The organism is Halorussus aquaticus, assembly GCF_024218795.1.
GTDB lineage: Archaea > Halobacteriota > Halobacteria > Halobacteriales > Haladaptataceae > Halorussus > Halorussus aquaticus.
The window spans coordinates 658,653-678,562 of the sequence record NZ_CP100400.1; the positions used below are offsets into that span (position 1 = coordinate 658,653).

Genomic DNA, 19,910 nt, shown 5'->3' on the forward strand with positions numbered 1-19,910 from the left:
GCTTATTCTCCGCTGTTCGCGTATTCGGTTTCGTCTTTCTCAACCCGGATGACCAACGTCCGAGTTTCTGCATCGTCTGGCAGGTCGTTGTCAGCACCGATAACGCTGATTCGCTCGTTCTCAAAATCCTCTGAGGTTCCAAGTGCGCGTGCAATTCGCGCTCTCGTATTCAGGTCCATGTGGATTCGTCTAGACGCTCGGTAGTATTGGGGTTGGGATTAGTTAGAGTCGGTACTGTCCTTCGCGTCTTCCAACAGTTCCTCTTTGCTCACTGTCTCCCCTTCAGCAATCTGTTTCGCGCCCTCTAACACTGACTCAGGGATTTCAGGAGTTTCGTCTTCGTCGTCGTCTCGGCAGGTCATGAGTCGATTGGGTTCATATCATCGTCAACCTCTCCAACATCTTCTTTCGACGCCAGATACTCTGTCAACGCCCATTCTGCGTCTGCGAACGCCGCTACAGCGTCACTGTCCTTGTTCGTCTGTATGACCTCCTCGTCTCGAACAACGCCCCACGCACGTAACGCAGGGATGTGGTCGCGTACTGTGTCCGCGTTGACGCCTGCGTATTCCGCGAGATGTTCAGCGTCGAACTCTTTGTCTGGGTGGTCGATCAGGACTGTCAGTATGCGTGTTCGGGGCGAGTCTCCAAGGACATCAAGGAGTACGTGATCTGTGATTGGTTTGGTTGCGTCAGCCATATTAGGGGTTCGTGGTTCACAAGGGATATACCCTGTCCTCAAACTGAAATTAAGGGTTAAGTGAGTGGCGCAATCCCTCGGTTCCGAGGAAACGCTAAAACTGGAAATTCGAATCAGTTGTCCGTATCGCGTTAGAAATTGTGTCAGTAATCCTCCTCTGCCAAATTCCGATAGTATTGATTTCAGTCCTGTAAGACAGAGACACCCGAGACTTCAAGCTCATGGTGGTCGGCAAGCTCTGCTAATTCGGTAACAAACTCTTCAGTAATCTCGCTCCGCGAGATTCCTTCAAGAACAATGCTCGTACTCTCAGTCTGGGAACTATTGGTCACAATCTATCTCGTTGACTTTGCAGGCTTGAACCCTCGGAGAAGGTAGGAGTTGCAGCAGAAGCAGTAGTGCAACAGTCTATAATCCTCGGTTGCAAGCGAAGCGTCTAGACGCCTCTCCCTTTATCAACAGAACAGAACGAGTGTTACAGTCCGTGACAGCAACCAATACCGAGTTTCAGAACTCGTCCAACGTCGCCTGACGAGGTAATGAGTCCGTCAACACTAACTCCTCAACTACTTCCCAGATGTAGAGTATCACAAACACAGGAACAAAAATCGGGGCTGTTAGAAGAAAAAGACCAGCAAACACCCAGATGGGGTTATATGGAGGCATAATCAGGAACATGTGAGCTAACACCCCGTAGCAGATCAGTATCCCGACAATATCTTCCAAAGCAATACTCGAGTAGCTCATACATCCACCTCAGTCAATGCGTCCTGAACACGGTCATCCTCGGCCTCTCCCTCGATGTACCATCCACGACGGTCGTCGTCCTGATGAATCTTTGAAAGTGTCTGCCGGGTAAGATTCGGTGTGTTTTCGGCAGTCTTGTTGTACGACTCCCCGGACTCAACCCGTTCTAAGGCGTCTGCCACGTCGAAAAACCCGGTTTCGCCAGAATCGTAGTCAGGATTCAGGTTCGGCTTCAGATACCCTTCGTCACTCCGAACGAACCCAACAGGGGTCTGCCCCAACCATTTTCCTTGCTCCCGGGCGCGTCTCTGTCCGGACTCTGTTCGTCGGATAAGCTGTCGTCGCTCCTCAGCTGCAACGCTCGCGATGATGTCTGCGACTAGACGGCCTGTTCCATCAGCTTCGATTTTCCTGACGGAACCATTGGTCACATGGATGGTTACGCCTGCGTCTTCGCAGGAGTCGAAGAATCGTTGTGCCAACTCGCCTTTCCGGGCGATCCGGGAAACTTCCCAAACCACCACGTCCGAATATTCGCCATTCTCAATTGCGTTCAGAAGGTCGTTGAACTCGTCACGGTTACTTGATGCTCCACTGCCTGCCTCTGAGTAGAAATCTACGTCCGCGACAGGGATGTCTTTGTAGTCGAACCAGTCTTTGATGTCTTGTCGTTGATGTTGGTCGTCCTGTTCCTCTGTGGACTTCCTGATATAGGTCGCCCACTGGTTGTCACTTGTACTAGACATTGCGGTCGACGCTTACAACTCTCCGCCCTTATAAGTTACACCGGGTTGCTTACAAGCTGGAAACAAGTGGACACCAGCTTACAACCCAATGCGATGTAACCCTTATCCCGAGTGAGCCAGTCACGTCGACCTGATGACACTCAATCAAAACCAAGTACGTATCGGACTATTGATAATCGCAGGAATCGTAGGATCAGTGAATCTTATCCAGTCTGTAGAGACTCAATGGCTGGAAAATCTTGGATACTTCGTATTAGGCGCTTACACCCCGGTTGCTGTGGCACTGGTTGGAGATGCACATAGAGGACGTTAATCGACATCCTGCTATTCTGCCTGCTATAGTCCGTGTGATTCTCTTTTAAACAGATGTCGTGGTTGGACAGTGGAGGCTTCCCTACCACCCAACCACTCGAACATCCCGGTTACTGGGACACCAACTAGACACAGTAACAGACCGCTCCGCCTTCGGCGTCTAGACACTCATAACAAGACTACACATACCACACCCCGCACGAAAAAGAAGACCAGTTACCTACTTTTCAACCGGACGAGTCACCGAGTCAACCAACTCCCGAGAATCATCATCAAGGACGCCAACGTTTAGCTCAAGTCCCGAGGTATGCTGTTCAATATCCTCAACATCCCACAGACGCGCATCAGTCGTAACCTGCTTAGTCACCTCTTCACGGCCTGCGCGGGACTCGTAGATTTTGACGCGTTCTGCATGGAGACGGTGTGTGCGGTCTTCGACCGGTTCACCAAGCACAAGCCATACCTCACTCAGATGACCCTGCATTAGGCATCCCCCTCCGAAACGTCGTCCAGCACGTCAAGCGTCTCTTCCGCAGACTCGATCTTCTCCCGAGCTGCCGCCAAGTGGTTGTCAACCCCTGACTCGGTGATTTGCAGGAGTGACGAAGTTTTGAGACGGTCGAACCCTGCAATCTCCCGGAGGGCGTACACCTCGGCCTGCTTGCGCGTCAACAGGTCTGCGTCGGCAAGCCGATCTGCATCCAGCATGGCCTTCCCAAGCTCACTTACATCCTCGTACTTCCAGTTTTCGTGGGTCGTTGCAACGTACTCGCTCAAACTCTCCTCGTCTTCAAGAGAGTGAGTGAACGAATCTCCTTCCAGATTGCTTGGGTCGTCACGTTGTCCAGAAACCTGATCGTCGAGATAGGTTTCTGCGACGTTATCACTCCGAGTGCCAAGATAGTAGCCGACAGAGTGGAAGTCCTCGTCCGTGTACCGTTCTCCGACAGTGGGCTGGTCGTCGTTGATGTCCGACTGTTCGCCACCGTCTGTGGACACTTCGTCAGTCTCGTTCGATTCGTCGCTACCGTCCGACTCGTCCTCCTCATGTACGTTTACCGCGATCCGGTCGTCATTGAAAATGCTGTACCGGTCATCCAACCGCAGTTCGGCAGTTCTGAGCGCCTCCTTCTTGAGAGGACTTACTTTATACATGCACGACAGCCATGCGGCGAACTCGCCGACAGTTCCGGATTCAATGAATCCGAGCGTTTGCACTGTCTTTGCGCCGATTCCGGGTAGTTCGCTCATGTCGTCTGAAAGGTCGTATCCTTCGACTGCTGAATCTGGAACCGTGATCGTTGCTTCACGAATTACTTTCTCTCGTGCGCCTTTGTGGGGGAAGACCTCGACGTTGAGCGTGTAGGTTTCTTCGTTGGTTTGCGTGCTGTTCTCGTCTTGGACAGTATCGTTTTGAGCTGTCATCACTCGTCAGTAGACACTATCCCTACTTATACCTTTCATCTATAATACTGCAAACCCTATTACCACACCTACACAGAATCAACCAGACTCACCAGTCTAGACATGGCCACACTCGCGCACGCAATAACACACCCCTGTTCCTGACCACCCAACCACCGATGAAACCCTTATCCCGGGACAGACCACGCTGCCAACACGATGAACAAAGACGAAGTACGAATCATATACTCACCGGGAGGGCCACACGTCAACCGGTTCCACATAGCAGAACGAACAGTAGTTCTTGACGAAGCCCTCAAAGACTACCCCGTAGCCCACGACATCATCCTCGAACACGAACTCGCCCACGCAGAACACGGAGGGTCCAACCCTGATTTTCTTGCAAACTTGGCGTTAGAGTTCCGTACAGACTTGTTCCAGTCAGCATCAACATCAGCAGAAGCAGACGCGGTCAGGCAATACATGGAGTCTGAGACTCAAGACATTCCGTTCAAAATAGCACTTGTAAATAACATTCGTTCGCTATGGTTGCCTGTGATGTGGTCTATGGGGCGTGTTTACCGTTTTCTGAACAGCATTGTGTCCTGAAACACGGACGTATAATGCCCGCGTCTTTCTGACAGGGACCCTTCCTGACCACCTGACAACAGTGCAGCAACCTACCTTACTTATGGCACTATCCTCCAGTCGACAACACAGAAAACATGGGTCGAATCAACATCGAAATCCCCGAAGACCTGCATCAGCAACTCAGACAGGAAAGCGCAGTCAAGTCAGTTCCGATAAAGATGATCGTCATCCAATCCATACGAGAGCATTGCAAGAACACAGACTTGGATGTGAATCTGGACGCATTGCAGAATTAAGTCCCGCACCGGAACTCTTCTGCGTCTAGACAGAGGTTCCTTCTACAACGAACCCACGCCCACCTCGAACCAAACACAAGAAAGAACTACTCTTCAGGAAGGAACTCATTCAGGTCCACATTCACTTCCTGCTCCAAATACCGCTCCATGGCCACGAACCCGTCTCGTAGGTGCTGATTCTCCGACTCTAACTCTTCCACGCGATCCTCCAACCGCCGGACTCGTTCTTCGACAGGTAGCCCTTCGCCGATACCTTCAAAATTCCAACTCTCAAGGAACTCTTTCCCGTCTTCCGTGATACTCGCTTCAGTCACCGAGATTTCATCGTTCTTACTCCATGGAACCTTCTTCAAAGCCACCAGATTCGCGTTCTCAAGCCACTCAAATCGGCGTCGAGTGTAGTCATTGTTCTTGTGATTCAATCGACTCTGCACTTCTGAAGTCGTCAGTTCGCCATGCTCGTCTAGACAACGAAGCACGTCGATTGCGTCCTTGTCCAACTTCTGTTCGTGTACTGTTACCATTTCACTCATACTCAAAATGTAGTATTTCTTACCTTAAATAGTTGTTCCACGCGCAAACTCTACGCTTTACTCGCTACGAGTAGACCGTAACAACTCCCCCACACACAACGAGCAAGCACGAGTAACCTACGAAAACAACGTCAAAGAATACCCACGCATCCAGCAGGGTCCCCGCTCCCAGTAGGTCAGGTGGACACCTGTGCTGTGTACCGGTAACAAAACTTAGGAATCCCGTCTAGTCCTCTCCTTCAGCAACCACCTCATCCACATCACGACGATTTTCAGCAAGCCTCTCATGCATCTCACGGTCACGAACAGAGATGTCACTCCGGTCAATGAGTTCGATCCGGAAAGGATACTCAACGTCCTCGTCTAAGGCCTTCCAGCCAGAATCAGGAAACCGATTCCTCACTGTCCCTTTATACTTATACTCCTCTTCTTCCCCGGAAGACACTTGATCAGTATCGCCCATAACTGTTCCCAGACACTCATACATCAAGAAACCCTGTATTAGGTGCTAAATCCACCGAACAGGAATACAACGAACAACCTCAAAACCTGACTCAACCTATCTAGAACAGGAGAAACCCTTATAAACGGGCAACCATCACCCTCAACTGGTTAGGGCCTGTGCCTACTCCCTGACCGATTCACGTTCATCGGAAACAGAAGTCGATTGTCGGAACCACAACCTCACTCACTCTCTCGTGGTCCCCGATCACTAACGATTTAGAGGGAGAACGTCTCGTCTTGGACTCGTTTCAACTCCCTACCCCTTTCCGTTCTTCTCGCAACGACGAACCCGTCTAGACACATCTCCCCCGACCGCATTATGCACGCCCGAAAGGAAAGTCGCCGAGTCGGGGGATCCTTTACATCCACAGCACGCCCCCTACCCCCTCGTTGTAACCGTAAGTACCCGGTCTAGACCAATCTGGCACAACCCCGAACCCGTGAGCCGCCGATTTTCGGACAGTAGCACGGTTTTCGGTTCTCGAAGTGGTACTTCTCGAAAACATGTTTCCCCCTCCCCCTCGACGTTCACAAGAGTAGGCGGGGGGAACCGAACCGAATGAGCGAGATGATTACTTGTCGCGTTGGGGAAGACCACCATGTCCTAAGAGTCACGAGAGTCATAAGACGAATCTGGTACAACCCCGAACTCGTGAGCCGCCGTTTTTCCGACAGTAGCGCGGTTTCGAGGGTTCGGTCTGGTACTAATCGAAAACATGTCTTCCCCCCTCCCTCGCTCTCTGAAAGAGTAGGCGGGGGTAGCTCGCTCAGTCAATCAACTGGGTCGCTGGTTTGATTGACGCTGAGTGTTGTTTGGACGATGGTCTTTCCACTGATACACTATTAACAAAGATTAATGTTAGTTTTGAATAGGAACAGGTTTATAAGGGTATAGTACAAACAATACCCGTAGAGGGTCCTAAACGAACGGTAGTAGTAGGAATACTACTACCGTGAGGTAGTAGGCGTCCTAACTCGACCGATTACGAGGGAAGCGGAGAACGAGAGATGCGGTGCGGGCGAGGACTCGTCACTCTGCTGTTTACTGCGACTCACTCCCCCTCCTACTCTTTCAGAGATCGAGGGGGAGGGGGAAACATACTTTCGATTTGTACCATTCCACGACCTGATTTTGCTTCTACTGCGTGATTCTCGGTGTTTCGCGGGTTGGGTGTTGTACCAGATCGGTCTACTTCGGGGTGATACAGTTACATCGAGGGTGGAGGGGGCGTGTTGTGAATGACTGGACGAGGGTTCGATTGACGTGACTCCCCCTGCCCCTTCTGTGAACGACCGGACGGGGGGAGAAACATGTTTTCGATTAGTACCAGACGACAACCCGATTTCTGTTCTACCGCGTGATTTCTCGGGTTTGACGGGTTGGGTGTTGGACCAGATTCGTCTTATGACACTTAGGACACTTATGACATGGTGGTGTGTTCTTACGACACTCATGACTCTCGTGACAGGGTGGTGGGGCGTGCAATATCCCGAAAACATGGTTCTGATTTAGTACCACTTTCTCAACCGTGTTTCTTGTTTTCCGTGGGTAGAGGTGTTTTACTCTATGTTTCCTGTTTCTCTGGTTGGTGTGTTATGGTCTATCACAATCTGGGGTTTATATACCTATGTTCTATACGGGAAAGTGTATGGCAACACTCAAGACAACGAGTGCAGATGAATCGGTCAAGAACCAAGTTGACGTTCAAGCAGATGAACTCGGCATTTCAATGGCCGAGTTCCTGAACCGTGCAGCAAAGCTGGCGGTCATGGCGGATAACGACATGCTTCGCATGGTCGCTGGCGAGAACGTCTCGATTGAAGGCGTTCAGCAATCAGACGACGATTCTTCTGACGAGTCGGACGAGTCGGAATACAACGAACTGTCATTGGGTCACGACCGACTCATCGACCCTGACGAGGCTGACTTTAGTGATAACGATGTTCTCAAGCAGTCTAACCGGCAACGAGTCGTCGTGCTGGAGGGGATTCTCGCGTGGAAGCGCGAACACGAGGACGACTTCTCCCATCGAGTCACCCAGAGTCAGCTTGAGTCCATTATCCGAACTGCGTTCGGTGTGAGTCGGAGTGCGACTGTGGACAAGATCATCACGCTTGCAGAGGATCTCGACGTACTGTACGCACACGTCACGAACGACCGGCGGTTGCGTAACGCGGTGGATGAGATGGTTGAAGACGTGGTTCGTGCTATGGAGTTGAAGGGGAGTGACGAGGATGCAAAGGGGTATCGTAACAACGTGAACAAGATTCGTGACTTGTCTGGGGAGTGGTCGACAGATGATGGACGGTTGGTTGAGAAGTGGTTCAAGCCTTCACAGACGTACTTCACGAAGGAGATTGTTGCTCGTCAGGCCAGTCTCACAAAGTTGAACACGATGCTTGAGGAGGCTCCTGACCGTTATTCAGCAAATCGTGTATTGACTCGGATGATGGGGATTGCTGTTGAGGAAGGTTGGTTGTCTGAAGATGAGGCGGCTGATTTGCATGAGTCGAAGTCTGTGTTCACGTCGTTTGCGGTGCAGACGGGGAGTGTTGAGTCGTTGTTGAGTGGTGATGGTGTGATTGAAGTGTTGGAGGAGAAGGCTGCTGAGAAGCGTCGTGAGGAGCGTTTGAGTGAGGATGAGGCGCGGGAAAAGTATGAGGAGTTGGTTGCGAAGGCTGAACGGAAGTTAGAGAATATGGAGCCGGGTTCGTCTATTAATAGTTTTTATGACGGGCTTTTCTCGGAGACGTATAATGAGGCGCGGGACCTTGCTGAGACGTATGACTTGGATATGAGTCGACTTGTTGAGTTGGGGGAGGAGTATGAGGAATTGACTGGCGAGTGACCATGCGTTTCGGGGCGTGCTGACAGACGAGTTGGTTCTGTTTCTACGTGGTTGTTGGTGGCCAGCGTCTAGACGCTGGTATCGTTGACTACCGGAAGTGGTGGTGTCACGGGAAAGGATGGTGTGTTTTTATTCCTAACTATACCTGATAGAACACTTAAGGGTGGTCTCTTCTCGACCGTGCAGTGAACGATGTCAACGACAGTCCAAGACGAGACATCGACCGAGGAAGTACAGCTTGCAAATAACCAGTGCCGGAACTGCGGAACTCACGTTTCAGACGATTTCCGCCGTGTGTACGGCAGTAACGACGATGTGGTGTATGCGTGTCGAACGTGCGTGTCGAAGACGATTCTGAACTCGGGGGGTTCAGCGTGTCCTGAACGCCGCGAACGGCTTTTGGAAACGTCGGAGCGAGGGGATCGGCTATGAGTGTTGCCGACCCGGGTTCGGAAGCGTCTAGACAATCAGACTACAGCGACCGGCCATACCCTGTTGTGTATTTGAACGAGTCTGAGATTCAGCGTTGCTACGAGCTTGCCCGTGAACGAGACTCAAGCAAGGATGGACGTGGATACCTTGACGAGGATCAGAACTCGTTCATGGCGCATTTCAGAGGGGTTCAAGGCGAACTCGCAGTAGCGAAATGGTATGGTGTCGAAGATACGTTTGACGACGAGATTTACGAGGATGAAGGGGATGATGGAGTTGATTTGGAAATCGCTCGGTTTGGGGTGGACGTGAAGACGACGCCTTACGACGAGACTGGGCGACTGTTGATGGACCAGCATCACGTCTATGAGGCGTTGGACGACCCTGAAAAGACGATTCCTGATGCGTTCTACTTAGTCGAGGAGATTGAGAAGGGTGTGCTAGGTCTCGTTGGGTGGTGTACGTTGGCTGAATTGCTTGACCGTGAACCTCGGAAGTGGCCTCGGGATACGTTGAATTATGTGGTTGAGCGTGACGAACTTCGTGACTTCCATGAGAAACGTGGAGATGCACGAACAGAGTCGGTGGACGTGACGTTCGACACGAGTTTTGAGTCGGCGTCGGGGTTGGCGGACTAGACAGTTATCAGTCTTCAACAAGGATATTGTATCAATGAGTGACGAACGCGACCTTCCAAAATACATTGGGGATGAGGATGATCCTGTCCGGTTGGCGTTCAGGGATGAAAGGGTCAGTTCCGAGGATGGGTTTGTGATGCCGAGTGGCGATGAGGATGTGGACGACGAAGTGGTTTCCAGTTGAACAGTAGGGGGTTTGTTCTCAGGTCGCTGTATTTGCTCGTGAGTCGATTTCTTCTGTGACGTGATTGATTCCTTTTCCAACAGCGGTGGACGTGTTGGTGGCTGGTTCTTCGCGTATCTAATGCCCGCGTGTGAACACTCAATCCATACCGAATGCATCCCTCCGAAGCTCACGTTTCTCCGTCTTCGTCCTAACATCGTAGTGCTTGTCGAGAACCTTCGGTGAAACGTCACATCTATCGCTGACAATTTCCTTTCTGTGTCCCCGCTTCAGCCACTCTGTGATTGAAGACCGGCGCACATCGTGCGGACTGATACTGCTAGGGCATCGGGCGGCGTACTCCCGGTCAGTCCACGCTTCACACTCCATTTGTTCCCTGTCATGCGGGCACTCTCCTGTATAGTGGCAAGGACGACTCAATGCAGTAATGTGCATTCTCAGCCCTGAACGAGCCGGACGGCCATGTTCAGTGGTGAACAGCGGCTTCCGTCCATAATCATCGGTCACGTTGTGACGGTTCATCTTGATGTGGTCGTCAATCACTTCACAAACCCATGCGTGGAGGTTGACTTCACGTTCTCCGCCCTCCGCGTTTTTCAGAGGGGTGTCGGATTCGGGTCGGTGGTGGAGTTCGATGTACTTCTCTCCTGAGTGGTAGTCGCCAAGGTCTAGTGACCGGACAGACCCTAACCGCATTCCTGTATCCCACAGAATCGCAAATAGCGCGTGTCTCTTTGTTCCGTACTCGTATTTGTCGAGGTACTCCAGCATCTCGTGCGCTTGTTCTGCGCTGATTTTCCTGTCACGGGTTTCAGAGTCGATCTCGGGGAGAATCATGTTGTCCGCGAGTCCATCGTCTACGACATCCCACGACTCCATGTGCCGGATGAACGTCCGGAGCGTACACATATTTTTGTGAAGGGTGAGGTTGGAAATGTCGTCTGTGTCGCGTCTGAAGAGTTTGAAGTCGTGGATGGTGAATCCATCAATCTCGTTGATATAGTCGATTCCTTGGGTGTTGCACCAGTCTGCGAACCGTTCGAGGAGGTAGGTGTAGTTGTAGAGGGTTGATTCGCTGACTTCGGGTTTGCGTTCGTCTAGATACCGTTCGACTGCGTCTTCCGGGGTAAGTTTTCGAGTCATGATTTTCGTGCTTACCCCTGTGACGCAGTTGGTGTCGCGCCCGGTCAAGTCCCAATTAGTCGTGCGTTCTCCTGCGGGTCGTTTTGTCTAGAGTCTCCTGACAGCCTACAAGCAGGTCGGCGGTGAACGCCCGCGCAACGAAGTGAGCAGGCGTGAACTATATGGACGAGGTGAAACTTTGTTTCACCGAAGTCCGGAGCGGTTCGAATCCGCCCCGACCCATGTTTTCCGGCGAACTACACCGCGAGCAGTTCGTCTGCTCGCATCGCTGTGAGCAGGAAACTGTTCGTCGGGAAGATTCGAACCAGACGAGTCGCAAGCCCGGAACGGCGCGAAGCGCCGCACGCCCGGACCGCCTCGGCGAGGTTCGAATCCGCCCCGACCCATGTTTTCCGGCGAACTACACCGCGAGCGATTGCTTTGGCGCTGGCCCCACGAGTCGTATTTACCCGGTAGAACTAATCAGGGGTGAGGAAGAGGACCTATTTCGACAGAGAGCGCCAACTCACGAAGCGACACTGTTCGCGGACTCACCTGAGAACGTCGCCGCGCGATAGGGACGATACCGTTCGAAGGCGTCACTCTGCAGTCGTCTCCTCGTCCTCGGTAGTCGTTTCTGTGGTCGTCGTGTCCGTCGGCGTTTCTGTGGTCGTCGTCTCCGTCTCTGTCGTGGTGTCGGTAGTCGTCTCCGTTTCGGTCGTAGTGGTGTCGGTTGTCGTTTCAGTCGTGGTATCGGTAGTCGTCTCGGTGGTCGTGGTGTCGGTAGTCGTCTCGGTGGTCGTGGTGTCGGTAGTCGTCTCGGTGGTCGTGGTGTCGGTTGTCGTTTCAGTCGTGGTGTCGGTAGTCGTCTCCGTTTCGGTCGTAGTAGTGTCGGTTGTCGTTTCCGTCGTCGTCTCCGTTTCAGTCGTCGTGTCGGTCTCGGTCGTCTCCGTCTCGGTGGTCGTCGGCGTCGAATTCCCACACGAATCGGTCTCCCGGAGACTGACCTGAAAGTTACCACAGAGGCTTCTCTCGCCGGTCTTGCGAAACCGATACGTGTCACCGACAGTCGGCCTGCCCGAACCACTCGGGACGAGGAGATAGAATACGGCGTCGTCGCACGTGCGGCACGTGAAGGCGTCACCGTCGTTACACAGACTCGAACCGTAGTGCCGGAAGGTCTCGACGGTGCCTTCTGCGCCGTCTATCTCGGCTTCGTTCCCTTTGGTGACCCACCCCGTGATACTGGAATCGGTCTCGGTAGAGAACCAATTCGTTACGAACAGTCCACCGACTAGTGTGCTACTCGCTTCGAGTACCCGTCGCCGCGATACGTCTTCCGTCATTACTGGTCCCTCCCTCTACGTATAGGTGTAATATGTTAACTATTATCTAACAAAATCTGGTAGTTCCACCTACTCCGGTCGGTGGCTTCGGTGCGAGTCGGGGATAACCGTACCGCGACTGCATCTGTAGCCAACCCGACTGCGGACAGGTATCCCGCGTATCGAGCGCGAATTTCTCGGTTTCTTCGGACGTTTAGAGAGTCGATCGGTGGCAGTAGTGTCATCGGTCCAAAGTTACTTCAACGAGCACGTCATTACTCATCCCGGTTTGAGGACCACCGACGAATCTGACGAAACGGGCAGACGGACGAAAACGCGAGACGGGAGGGCAGCAGACGGGCGCTATCGAAATCTCGTCGAGGTGTTCGGACCACACCTCCGGGATGCGGCGTCGAGCGTGTGGCGTCTGACGGCCCAGCGATTACCTCCGGCCGTCCTCCGTTACCTGTTCGAAGTTCGTTCGACCCTGTTCTCGGAGACGAGCGACGCGAACCCACTCCGTCTGATGTGGGTAGACCCCGACAGAATCGCGTACTACGACCGTACGCACGTCGGCGGGTTCGGACAGGTGGTGGACGGTGCGTGGGACGAACGCACCGACCGTTTCGAGGACGAAATGGTCTACCGATCCATCGAACGGCGATACGTAGACGGCGTCCCGTGGGAGGACACGGACCTGTACCGGGAGTACCGCGAACGAGTGCGGAACGACGGGTGTCCGTTGTACGCGCGGCGGTTCGACAGCGTCGCCGAATTGGACGCCTACGTCGAGAGGATAGACCGACTCTACGAGCGAATCGCGACCGAGGGCTACAGGTCACAGCGCGACTTGCTCCGCGTGCGACCGGACCGAGTGCGCGACCCGGCCCGCGACAGCGACAACATCCACCTCAACGAGGTCGTCGTGAACGTACATCGCGACGGGCAACTGGCGAAATGCGGGAGCGGAAACCACCGGCTCTCTATCGCGAAACTCGCCGACGTGGACGAGATTCCGGTCCTCGTCCGGGTGCGACACGCCGATTGGCAGGCGATTCGGGACGACGTTCGAGAGGCCGACTCCCCCGACGAATTGAGCGACAGGGCGAGGAGAAACCTCTCTCACCCCGACCTCGCGGACGTCGTTCCGGACGACTGGCGCGGGACCGACGAGCATCGCGTCGACGCAGAACTGACACAGTCGAACCAGTGAGTAAAGCGGGGCGGGTACGCGCTCGGCGACCGCGTTCCGACCGTCACGGGAGGGATGCGTCTCGCGGGACGTAGTCTGCGAAACTGGCGAACTCGCTCGCTGTCCCGGTACGGACGAGACGACCCGACACTGGACGACCCACTCGCCGTGACTGGTCACAGAAAAACGGTCGGTAGAAAGACGAAACGTCGGTTTTCTCGGCTTAGCTTCGTCGGAGGCCGAGCAACGCGGCCCCGAGAAGCGCGACGACACCGGTGATTGGCGTGAAGCCGGGGATGGTACCGCTGGAGACGTCGGTCGTCGTTTCCTCCGACGCCGATTCGGTCGTCGTCTCGTCGCTGGTCTCCGCCGTCGTCGTGGACGACGTCGTCTCTTCCTCGGTCGTCGTCTCCGCAGTGGTGGTCTCCTGTCCGCGCGTCTGGAAGTAGACGTAGCTCACGTCAGCGACTTCCTTGCCGCGGTCGTTCTCGTAGGCGACTTTGTCCGCGGAAGCGTTGTAGCTCTCGCTCCCGTTGTTGTGGACGAGCGCCACGACCAACACCTGCGGGTCTTCGACCGGTTCGTCGAGCGAGACGGTGACGTTCTGGTGGTCGCCCGTACCGAGGTACTCGGTGTGACCGATGCGCGCCTTACTCTGGTTGTAGACGACCGCGAATCCGCCGTCGGGCAGGGTCGCGGATTCGATAGTCAGGTTCTCACCGTCGAACTGCTGGTCGGGGGCCGAAACCGACGCCGTTTCGTTCGTCTGTGCGTCTGTCGTCGTCGTAGTCGTAGTTGCGGGACTCGCGAGGGCAACTCCGGTGGACACCGCGAGCGCCAGCACTGCCGCAACGAGGACCGTTCGTGTCGTACCTGTCATCGTATCTCTCTGTTCCGGGAGGTATCGCTCGGTGACAGTTCTCGTCGGACGAGCGCGCCGCGGCGCTCGCGGCCGAGACGTCTCCGGAACGCGACCTGTCGGTTGACGCGGTGTAAAAAATTACCTTACGGAAGCGGATGAGATGAGATACCGAGACAAGCGAGGAAAGAGAACGTATCACGTACGAAGCCGACGGGACGTCGAAGAGACGGTCGTCGGACGACTACGGACCGCTCTGTTCGCTTCAGACGAATATATACATCTCATAGAAAATACTTAACCGCTCCTCGGTGTGGCCACACTTGCGGTCGGAGTAACATGAGTACGGACCCCGACACCCTCGATACACGGACCGACACGGACCGCCCCGACGATTTACAGACCGAACCACGCGGTGACCACTCCGTCGTCGAACTCTCCTCGGTCGTCGTCGATTACGAAGACCGGCCGGACCGTCGGACGGTGTACCCGGACGGACTCGACAGCATCGAGCGAATGTCGACGTGGTTGACGGCCGACGACACCGCCTTCGTGGACCTCGAATCCGCCCGCTGACAGTACCCGCCCACTTCTCGTTCTTTCGGGCCGCCACTCACTATCTCTCCCTCGAAACGTCCGACGCGGACCCGACGGCGCCGACCAATTCAACAATCCGGCAGAATTAATAAGAAGCACTCGGTGCCAGTCGCACATGAACCTCGCCCTCCGACTGCTGGTCGCCTGTTTGGTCATCACCGCCCCCACGGTCCTTTACCTCGGACTACTGCGCGGACTGGAGAAGATGCGCGACGACGCTCTGCTGCTGGCGCTGGCCGAACGCGACGACGCTCCCCGAGACGTATCGAGCGCGGCCGCCGAGGCGCTGGACAAGCCGCCGATTCGGGCCGACGGACGCGGACCGAATGCGACCGACGACCCAGCGCCGACGGTCGACACGTTCGTCTGCTCGGCCTGCGGCGAGTCGAACATGTCGGGTGCGAAGTACTGTCGGGAGTGCCTCGGCGAACTGAATCGGTAGCGCACCCGAGCGTTCTTGTCTCCCCACCGAATAGTCGCGCTCGTGAAACTCGCACAGGACGGACGGTTCGCCGGAATGGTTACCGAGGCGCTCGCGGAACTCCGGGCCGGGTTCGTGGACGCGGTCCCGAAGTTCGTCACGGCACTGTTGTTCGTCGTCGCCGCCTACACCGCTATCAGAATCGCGCTGTCGTTCGTCGGGTCGGCGTTCGGACGCATCTACGCCGACGACCTCATCGCCGACCTCTTCACCACCATCGTCGGTATCTTCCTGTGGTTCGGCGCGGCGCTCGCACTCCTGAAGATTCTCGGCATGGGCGAGGTCGCGGCGAGTCTCGGGACCGCCACGGGGTTCGTCGCGCTCGGCGTGAGTTACGCGCTCTCGGACATGATAGCCGACACGGTGTCGGGCGTCTACCTGCTGCGCGACGCCGACTTCAATCCCGGCGACAGGATAGAGACCGCCGGTGTGACGGGCGTGGTTCGGGAGATAGACCTCCGGAAGACCCGGATAGCGGTCGAGGACGACGTGGTCGTTCTCGGCAACCGTGCGGTCGAGAAACAGTGGCGGAGGAAGGCCGACCCGGCGTCGGATCCGGCCGACGGTTCGGTTCGGAGCGACGTCTCAGGTCCGGCCGACGAGTCTGCGAACTAACTCGCGTGAACTGCCAGTCGTCGGAGGAGACGTTCGGCGCTACTCCGTGATGATGAGCATGCCGTCGTTGGTGGTCACGTCGGTCGCCTCGTCCGGAATCTCGAACTCGAACTGTCGGTCTCCGGCGACGACGATGGCCGTCTTACCGACGACGTCGAGGTGGGCTTCGACCCCGCGGCCGAAATCGACCGTGACGACGTTCTCGTCCTCGTACTCGCGGCGAGCAATCGTGATGTCGTCCTGCTCGTCGGCGGCGGACTGAAGCGGGGCTGGTGCGTCCATACGATTGGTTGGGGCGTGACGTATCTAAGTGCTATGCCCGCGGCGGATTCGGGTCGGAACGTAAGCCGCGAACGTGACGAGTTGCGGGAAAGTGATGACGGACGGGAAAGAGACGAGAGACCGCAATCAGCGTGAGAGACGGCGGCGTTACAGGAAGTCTTCGATGTGGTCGGCGACTTCGTTCGGCGTGTCGCCGACCGGGACGCCGGCGTCGTTCAGCGCGTTGATCTTGCTCTCGGCGGTACCGGTGCCGCTACCGGAGACGATAGCGCCCGCGTGCCCCATGCGCTTGCCCGGCGGGGCGGTCCGACCGGCGATGAAACCGGCGACCGGCGTGTCCATGTTCTCGGCGATGTACTGGGCGGCGTCTTCCTCGTCCTCGCCGCCGATTTCGCCGCACATGACGACCGCCTTCGTGTCGGGGTCGTTCTCGAACAGTTCGAGCGCGTCGATGAAGTCGGTGCCGATGATGGGGTCGCCGCCGATGCCGATGGCGGTGGTCTGGCCGATGCCCCGGGAGGTCAGGTTGTCCACGACCTGGTACGTGAGCGTCCCCGAACGCGAGACGAGACCGACCTCGCCCGACTCGAAGATGTTGCCCGGCAGGATGCCGAGTTTCGACTCGCCGGGGGTGATGATGCCCGGGCAGTTCGGACCGATGAGGCGGGTGTCAACTTCCGAGAGGCGCTTGTTGACCTTCGCCATGTCCTGCGTGGGGATGCCCTCGGTGATGGCGACCACGAGGTCGAGGGGCGCGTCCAGCGCCTCGAAGACGGCGTCCGCGGCGAACGCGGGCGGGACGAACACGACGGAGGCGTCGGCGTCCTCCTCGCGCGCGGCCTTGTGGACCGTGTCGTAGACCGGCACGCCGCTGACTTCCTGTCCGCCCTTGCCCGGCACTGCGCCCGCGACGACGTTGGTGCCGTACTCCATCATCTGTTCGGCGTGGAACTTGCCTTCCCCGCCGGTGATTCCCTGCACGATAACTCGGGTGTCTTCGTCGACTAGAACACTCATGCTTCCACCTCCTCGGCGTACTCGACCGCACGCTGTACCGCGTCTTCGAGGGTCTCCTCGACCGTGACGAGTTCGTCGTTCAGAATCTCGCGGCCCTCCTCGGCGTTGGTGCCCGCGAGGCGGACGACGACCTTCTTCGGAATCTCGTCGAACTGTTCGAGCGCGTCGTTGATACCCTTGGCCACCTCGTCACCGCGGGTGATGCCGCCGAAGATGTTGAACACGACCGCATCGACGTTCTCGTCGGAGAACACCATGTCCAGCGCGTTGGCCACTCGCTCGGCCTTCGCACCGCCCCCGATGTCGAGGAAGTTGGCGGGTTCGCCGCCGTAGTAGTCCACGAGGTCGAGCGTCGTCATCACGAGGCCCGCGCCGTTACCGATGATGCCCGTGTTGCCCGAGAGGCGGACGTAGTCGAAGCCGTACTCCCCGGCCTTGCGTTCGAGGTCGTCCTCGAAGGTCTCCTCCTCCATCTCGGCGAGGTCGGGCTGGCGGAACAGCGCGTCGTCGTCGATGTTCATCACCGCGTCGGCGGCGACGACCTCGTCGTCTTCGGTGATCATGACGGGGTTGATTTCGATGTCGCTGGCGTCGCTGTCGTCCCACAACTGGAAGAGCGTGGTCAGAATCGACGCCACGTCGGAAGCGACCTCCTTCGGGACGCCCGCGTCGTAGACGACCTTCCGGGCCTGATAGGGGTGCATCCCGAACGCCGGGTCCACGTGTTCCCGAGCGATGGCGTCGGGGTCCTCCTCGGCGACTTCCTCGATGTTGACTCCGCCCTTGGTCGAGACCATGGCGACGGGTTTGCCCTCGCCGCGGTCCATCGTGACGCCCACGTAGAGTTCGTTCTTGAAGTTGACGGCCTCCTCGACGAGGACCCGCTCGACGGTGTACCCCTTGAGGTCCATCCCGAGGATGTCCTCGGCGGCCTGCTCGGCCTCCTCGCGGTTCTCCGCGAGTTTGATGCCGCCAGCCTTCCCGCGGCCCCCGACGTGTACCTGTGCCTTCACGGCGACCGGATAGCCGATGTCCTCGGCCGCCTCGACTACCTCGTCCACGGACGACGCCAGCGTCGCGTCCGGCGTCGGAATCCCTGCGTCGGCGAAGACGCTCTTCGCCTGATACTCGTGTAGTTTCATTTTGGGCTTACACGCTACTTTTCGCGTCCAAGAGTTAGTAGTATCGGAACGGGCTAACGCCGCCCCGAGACTGTACGACCGTCCTTCGGGACGGGGACTCGACTCCCCGCGACTGCTCGGCGACGCCGACAGCGGACCATCGGAGACCGATTAGTAGTCAGCGAACGAGACGAGGTCGGATTTCAGTTGGTCGTAGCTGTCTCGCTCCACGTGGTCCCGAACCACGCGGTCGGCGTCGAAGAACAGCAGCGAGAGCAGTCGCTCGAACCGCTTCTCCATCTCCGGCGACGAGAGGACCGTCTCGGAGAGTTCCCTGCACCGGCGCTCGTAGTACGGCGGGAACTCCCCCTCGTACGAGAAGACGCCTCGACAGAGCAGGTGGGCCAGTTCGTCGGGTTCCGACGGGACCGGAATCCCGTCCACGAACCGACGGTGCCGAAAGAGCGACTCCTCGACGGCCGGGTCCACGCGAATCATCTGGCGGACGTCGCTCTGCATCGGCGACTCGTAGACGACGTGGTTCGTCAGGTGCAACGCGACGTTCCCGTTCGACCCTTTCCACTCCTCGTACTCGGTCTGGACCGTCTCCGTGTCGGTGAGCGTCTCGAACGCGAACCGCAGCGCCTTCGTCCGGTCGGACAGCAGCAACTCCGTCGCTCGGCCGGGGTTCGCCGCGACTTTCTCGACTAACCCCCGCACGCCCGCCGAGGAGTCGCTCGACCCGAACCCCAGACGCTCTGCGACTCGGACGGCCTCCTCGAAGTCGTCGTCGATCACGTAGACGTCGATGTCGCTTCCCGGGACCGAGTGGGGCAGGTCCCGATACCCTCGCGGAACGACGAACGTGACGTCGGAGTCCACCAGGTCGGCGAACAGACGGTCGAGGAGTTCGGCCTCCGCGCGACTAAAATCCATCCTTGGTGTCGAGCAGGTCCGCTTTCCCCTCAGCGACCGCGGCGGCGAACCTGCCGAACTCCGCCCGAGAGAACGAGAGTCGGAACCGGCCGACGTGGAGGTGGATGCGGTCCCCCTCGTTGTACTCGACGGTCACGTCCGTCCCGTCGGAGAGCGTCGTCGTTCCGAGTTCCTCCTCAATAATCCCCACGTTCGACCCCCCGTTCGGCCGCTTCGATGCAATCGGCGAACGCCAGATAATCGTCGATGGAGAACTCGATACGCGTGTTGCCGACGTGGACGTGTATGGACTCCCCGACGTTGTCCTCGACGACGATTCTGTCCCCCGACAGACGTAGCTCTCGGGGCGTCTCGGCCCGCCCGATCTCCCTCACGAACACGTTCATGGTCGCTTCCCCCCGCTCACGAATGCTCCCGTGACCACCAT

Annotated in this window: 26 protein-coding genes; 10 read left to right on the forward strand and 16 right to left on the reverse strand. The window is 56.7% G+C overall.

What is annotated here, in order from left to right; genetic code table 11:
• Positions 1 to 2 precede the first annotated feature (2 nt).
• The 4 genes from NGM06_RS03495 to NGM06_RS03510 form a co-directional block, all read right to left on the reverse strand.
• Positions 3 to 179 carry a hypothetical protein gene (locus NGM06_RS03495; RefSeq protein WP_248650629.1) on the reverse strand — a complete coding sequence of 59 codons (177 nt, stop codon included), beginning with the start codon at positions 177 to 179 and terminating at the stop codon, positions 3 to 5.
• A gap of 179 nt (positions 180 to 358) precedes the next feature.
• Entirely contained in the window at positions 359 to 700 is a 342-nt protein-coding gene (locus NGM06_RS03500) for an ArsR/SmtB family transcription factor (RefSeq protein ID WP_248650630.1), read from the reverse strand.
• A 507-nt stretch (positions 701 to 1,207) separates the two neighbouring features.
• Positions 1,208 to 1,447: a hypothetical protein gene (locus tag NGM06_RS03505; RefSeq protein ID WP_248650631.1), complete on the reverse strand. Its 240-nt coding sequence runs from the start codon at positions 1,445 to 1,447 to the stop codon at positions 1,208 to 1,210.
• Positions 1,444 to 2,193 (reverse strand): recombinase family protein, encoded by a 750-nt coding sequence (locus NGM06_RS03510; protein WP_248650632.1) that lies wholly within the window; start codon positions 2,191 to 2,193, stop codon positions 1,444 to 1,446. Before NGM06_RS03510 ends, NGM06_RS03505 begins: the two co-directional genes overlap by 4 nt.
• Positions 2,194 to 2,812: 619 nt before the next feature.
• Here NGM06_RS03510 and NGM06_RS03515 point away from each other — a divergent pair.
• Entirely contained in the window at positions 2,813 to 2,992 is a 180-nt protein-coding gene (locus NGM06_RS03515) for a hypothetical protein (protein WP_248650633.1), read from the forward strand.
• Here NGM06_RS03515 and NGM06_RS03520 read toward each other — a convergent pair.
• Entirely contained in the window at positions 2,989 to 3,930 is a 942-nt protein-coding gene (locus NGM06_RS03520) for a hypothetical protein (RefSeq protein WP_248650634.1), read from the reverse strand. The genes NGM06_RS03515 and NGM06_RS03520 overlap by 4 nt on opposite strands.
• Positions 3,931 to 4,128: 198 nt before the next feature.
• Here NGM06_RS03520 and NGM06_RS03525 point away from each other — a divergent pair, with 198 nt between their 5' ends.
• Positions 4,129 to 4,518: a hypothetical protein gene (locus NGM06_RS03525; protein ID WP_248650635.1), complete on the forward strand. Its 390-nt coding sequence runs from the start codon at positions 4,129 to 4,131 to the stop codon at positions 4,516 to 4,518.
• A gap of 364 nt (positions 4,519 to 4,882) precedes the next feature.
• On the opposite strand, the gene NGM06_RS03530 is transcribed toward NGM06_RS03525, so the two are convergent.
• Positions 4,883 to 5,329, reverse strand: a complete 447-nt coding sequence (locus NGM06_RS03530; RefSeq protein WP_248650636.1) for a hypothetical protein — start codon at positions 5,327 to 5,329, stop codon at positions 4,883 to 4,885.
• A gap of 226 nt (positions 5,330 to 5,555) precedes the next feature.
• Entirely contained in the window at positions 5,556 to 5,792 is a 237-nt protein-coding gene (locus tag NGM06_RS03535) for a hypothetical protein (RefSeq protein WP_248650637.1), read from the reverse strand.
• A 1,690-nt stretch (positions 5,793 to 7,482) separates the two neighbouring features.
• On the opposite strand from NGM06_RS03535, the gene NGM06_RS03540 reads away from it, so the two are divergent.
• From NGM06_RS03540 to NGM06_RS03550, 4 genes are all read left to right on the forward strand, one after another.
• On the forward strand, positions 7,483 to 8,682 hold the full coding sequence (locus NGM06_RS03540; protein ID WP_248650638.1) for a hypothetical protein: 1,200 nt from the start codon (positions 7,483 to 7,485) through the stop codon (positions 8,680 to 8,682).
• Between the two features lie 192 nt (positions 8,683 to 8,874).
• A complete protein-coding gene (locus NGM06_RS24435) occupies positions 8,875 to 9,114 on the forward strand; it encodes a DUF7563 family protein (protein ID WP_438267630.1) in 240 nt (79 codons plus the stop codon).
• Complete coding sequence (locus NGM06_RS03545) at positions 9,111 to 9,752, forward strand: hypothetical protein (protein WP_248650639.1); 642 nt, start codon at positions 9,111 to 9,113, stop codon at positions 9,750 to 9,752. Before NGM06_RS24435 ends, NGM06_RS03545 begins: the two co-directional genes overlap by 4 nt.
• Before the next feature lie 34 nt (positions 9,753 to 9,786).
• The gene (locus NGM06_RS03550) at positions 9,787 to 9,936 is read left to right on the forward strand and encodes a hypothetical protein (RefSeq protein WP_248650640.1); all 150 of its coding nucleotides are present in this window, start codon (positions 9,787 to 9,789) and stop codon (positions 9,934 to 9,936) included.
• A 138-nt stretch (positions 9,937 to 10,074) separates the two neighbouring features.
• On the opposite strand, the gene NGM06_RS03555 is transcribed toward NGM06_RS03550, so the two are convergent.
• Both NGM06_RS03555 and NGM06_RS03560 read right to left on the reverse strand, forming a co-directional pair.
• A complete protein-coding gene (locus NGM06_RS03555) occupies positions 10,075 to 11,127 on the reverse strand; it encodes a tyrosine-type recombinase/integrase (RefSeq protein ID WP_254268955.1) in 1,053 nt (350 codons plus the stop codon).
• Between the two features lie 530 nt (positions 11,128 to 11,657).
• The gene (locus NGM06_RS03560) at positions 11,658 to 12,404 is read right to left on the reverse strand and encodes a hypothetical protein (RefSeq protein WP_254268956.1); all 747 of its coding nucleotides are present in this window, start codon (positions 12,402 to 12,404) and stop codon (positions 11,658 to 11,660) included.
• A gap of 505 nt (positions 12,405 to 12,909) precedes the next feature.
• On the opposite strand from NGM06_RS03560, the gene NGM06_RS03565 reads away from it, so the two are divergent.
• Positions 12,910 to 13,596 carry a hypothetical protein gene (locus NGM06_RS03565; protein ID WP_254268957.1) on the forward strand — a complete coding sequence of 229 codons (687 nt, stop codon included), beginning with the start codon at positions 12,910 to 12,912 and terminating at the stop codon, positions 13,594 to 13,596.
• Between the two features lie 202 nt (positions 13,597 to 13,798).
• Here NGM06_RS03565 and NGM06_RS03570 read toward each other — a convergent pair whose 3' ends face one another.
• Positions 13,799 to 14,455, reverse strand: a complete 657-nt coding sequence (locus NGM06_RS03570) for a DUF7282 domain-containing protein (RefSeq protein WP_254268958.1) — start codon at positions 14,453 to 14,455, stop codon at positions 13,799 to 13,801.
• A 318-nt stretch (positions 14,456 to 14,773) separates the two neighbouring features.
• Here NGM06_RS03570 and NGM06_RS03575 point away from each other — a divergent pair, with 318 nt between their 5' ends.
• The 3 genes from NGM06_RS03575 to NGM06_RS03585 all read left to right on the forward strand — a co-directional run bounded on the left by NGM06_RS03575 (position 14,774) and on the right by NGM06_RS03585 (position 16,127).
• Positions 14,774 to 15,010 carry a DUF7511 domain-containing protein gene (locus NGM06_RS03575; RefSeq protein WP_254268959.1) on the forward strand — a complete coding sequence of 79 codons (237 nt, stop codon included), beginning with the start codon at positions 14,774 to 14,776 and terminating at the stop codon, positions 15,008 to 15,010.
• A 136-nt stretch (positions 15,011 to 15,146) separates the two neighbouring features.
• A complete protein-coding gene (locus NGM06_RS03580; RefSeq protein WP_254268960.1) occupies positions 15,147 to 15,473 on the forward strand; it encodes a zinc ribbon domain-containing protein in 327 nt (108 codons plus the stop codon).
• A 75-nt stretch (positions 15,474 to 15,548) separates the two neighbouring features.
• On the forward strand, positions 15,549 to 16,127 hold the full coding sequence (locus NGM06_RS03585; RefSeq protein WP_379793583.1) for a mechanosensitive ion channel family protein: 579 nt from the start codon (positions 15,549 to 15,551) through the stop codon (positions 16,125 to 16,127).
• Positions 16,128 to 16,166: 39 nt separating this feature from the next.
• Here the strand turns inward: NGM06_RS03585 and NGM06_RS03590 are convergent, their stop codons facing one another.
• From NGM06_RS03590 to NGM06_RS03615, 6 genes are all read right to left on the reverse strand, one after another.
• Positions 16,167 to 16,409: a DUF7127 family protein gene (locus NGM06_RS03590; protein WP_254268962.1), complete on the reverse strand. Its 243-nt coding sequence runs from the start codon at positions 16,407 to 16,409 to the stop codon at positions 16,167 to 16,169.
• 147 nt (positions 16,410 to 16,556) lie between these two features.
• On the reverse strand, positions 16,557 to 17,426 hold the full coding sequence (gene sucD, locus NGM06_RS03595) for a succinate--CoA ligase subunit alpha (RefSeq protein ID WP_254268963.1): 870 nt from the start codon (positions 17,424 to 17,426) through the stop codon (positions 16,557 to 16,559).
• Positions 17,423 to 18,568, reverse strand: coding sequence for an ADP-forming succinate--CoA ligase subunit beta (gene sucC / locus NGM06_RS03600; RefSeq protein ID WP_254268964.1), 1,146 nt, complete (start codon positions 18,566 to 18,568; stop codon positions 17,423 to 17,425). The genes sucD and sucC overlap by 4 nt, the downstream gene beginning before the upstream one ends.
• Positions 18,569 to 18,718: 150 nt before the next feature.
• Positions 18,719 to 19,483, reverse strand: coding sequence for a hypothetical protein (locus NGM06_RS03605; protein ID WP_254268965.1), 765 nt, complete (start codon positions 19,481 to 19,483; stop codon positions 18,719 to 18,721).
• The gene (locus NGM06_RS03610) at positions 19,473 to 19,673 is read right to left on the reverse strand and encodes a hypothetical protein (protein WP_254268966.1); all 201 of its coding nucleotides are present in this window, start codon (positions 19,671 to 19,673) and stop codon (positions 19,473 to 19,475) included. Before NGM06_RS03610 ends, NGM06_RS03605 begins: the two co-directional genes overlap by 11 nt.
• A complete protein-coding gene (locus NGM06_RS03615) occupies positions 19,660 to 19,869 on the reverse strand; it encodes a hypothetical protein (RefSeq protein ID WP_254268967.1) in 210 nt (69 codons plus the stop codon). The genes NGM06_RS03610 and NGM06_RS03615 overlap by 14 nt, the downstream gene beginning before the upstream one ends.
• Between the last annotated feature and the right edge of the window lie 41 nt (positions 19,870 to 19,910).

What these genes read in the sequence shown, in the direction of transcription:
- NGM06_RS03495 (WP_248650629.1), bottom strand. Translation starts at nt 179, where the DNA reads ATGGACCTGAATACGAGAGCGCGAATTGCACGCGCACTTGGAACCTCA.
- NGM06_RS03500 (WP_248650630.1), bottom strand. Translation starts at nt 700, where the DNA reads ATGGCTGACGCAACCAAACCAATCACAGATCACGTACTCCTTGATGTC.
- NGM06_RS03505 (WP_248650631.1), bottom strand. Translation starts at nt 1,447, where the DNA reads ATGAGCTACTCGAGTATTGCTTTGGAAGATATTGTCGGGATACTGATC.
- NGM06_RS03510 (WP_248650632.1), bottom strand. Translation starts at nt 2,193, where the DNA reads ATGTCTAGTACAAGTGACAACCAGTGGGCGACCTATATCAGGAAGTCC.
- NGM06_RS03515 (WP_248650633.1), top strand. Translation starts at nt 2,813, where the DNA reads ATGCTGTTCAATATCCTCAACATCCCACAGACGCGCATCAGTCGTAAC.
- NGM06_RS03520 (WP_248650634.1), bottom strand. Translation starts at nt 3,930, where the DNA reads ATGACAGCTCAAAACGATACTGTCCAAGACGAGAACAGCACGCAAACC.
- NGM06_RS03525 (WP_248650635.1), top strand. Translation starts at nt 4,129, where the DNA reads ATGAACAAAGACGAAGTACGAATCATATACTCACCGGGAGGGCCACAC.
- NGM06_RS03530 (WP_248650636.1), bottom strand. Translation starts at nt 5,329, where the DNA reads ATGAGTGAAATGGTAACAGTACACGAACAGAAGTTGGACAAGGACGCA.
- NGM06_RS03535 (WP_248650637.1), bottom strand. Translation starts at nt 5,792, where the DNA reads ATGGGCGATACTGATCAAGTGTCTTCCGGGGAAGAAGAGGAGTATAAG.
- NGM06_RS03540 (WP_248650638.1), top strand. Translation starts at nt 7,483, where the DNA reads ATGGCAACACTCAAGACAACGAGTGCAGATGAATCGGTCAAGAACCAA.
- NGM06_RS24435 (WP_438267630.1), top strand. Translation starts at nt 8,875, where the DNA reads ATGTCAACGACAGTCCAAGACGAGACATCGACCGAGGAAGTACAGCTT.
- NGM06_RS03545 (WP_248650639.1), top strand. Translation starts at nt 9,111, where the DNA reads ATGAGTGTTGCCGACCCGGGTTCGGAAGCGTCTAGACAATCAGACTAC.
- NGM06_RS03550 (WP_248650640.1), top strand. Translation starts at nt 9,787, where the DNA reads ATGAGTGACGAACGCGACCTTCCAAAATACATTGGGGATGAGGATGAT.
- NGM06_RS03560 (WP_254268956.1), bottom strand. Translation starts at nt 12,404, where the DNA reads ATGACGGAAGACGTATCGCGGCGACGGGTACTCGAAGCGAGTAGCACA.
- NGM06_RS03565 (WP_254268957.1), top strand. Translation starts at nt 12,910, where the DNA reads ATGTGGGTAGACCCCGACAGAATCGCGTACTACGACCGTACGCACGTC.
- NGM06_RS03570 (WP_254268958.1), bottom strand. Translation starts at nt 14,455, where the DNA reads ATGACAGGTACGACACGAACGGTCCTCGTTGCGGCAGTGCTGGCGCTC.
- NGM06_RS03575 (WP_254268959.1), top strand. Translation starts at nt 14,774, where the DNA reads ATGAGTACGGACCCCGACACCCTCGATACACGGACCGACACGGACCGC.
- NGM06_RS03580 (WP_254268960.1), top strand. Translation starts at nt 15,147, where the DNA reads ATGAACCTCGCCCTCCGACTGCTGGTCGCCTGTTTGGTCATCACCGCC.
- NGM06_RS03585 (WP_379793583.1), top strand. Translation starts at nt 15,549, where the DNA reads ATGGTTACCGAGGCGCTCGCGGAACTCCGGGCCGGGTTCGTGGACGCG.
- NGM06_RS03590 (WP_254268962.1), bottom strand. Translation starts at nt 16,409, where the DNA reads ATGGACGCACCAGCCCCGCTTCAGTCCGCCGCCGACGAGCAGGACGAC.
- sucD (WP_254268963.1), bottom strand. Translation starts at nt 17,426, where the DNA reads ATGAGTGTTCTAGTCGACGAAGACACCCGAGTTATCGTGCAGGGAATC.
- sucC (WP_254268964.1), bottom strand. Translation starts at nt 18,568, where the DNA reads ATGAAACTACACGAGTATCAGGCGAAGAGCGTCTTCGCCGACGCAGGG.
- NGM06_RS03605 (WP_254268965.1), bottom strand. Translation starts at nt 19,483, where the DNA reads ATGGATTTTAGTCGCGCGGAGGCCGAACTCCTCGACCGTCTGTTCGCC.
- NGM06_RS03615 (WP_254268967.1), bottom strand. Translation starts at nt 19,869, where the DNA reads ATGAACGTGTTCGTGAGGGAGATCGGGCGGGCCGAGACGCCCCGAGAG.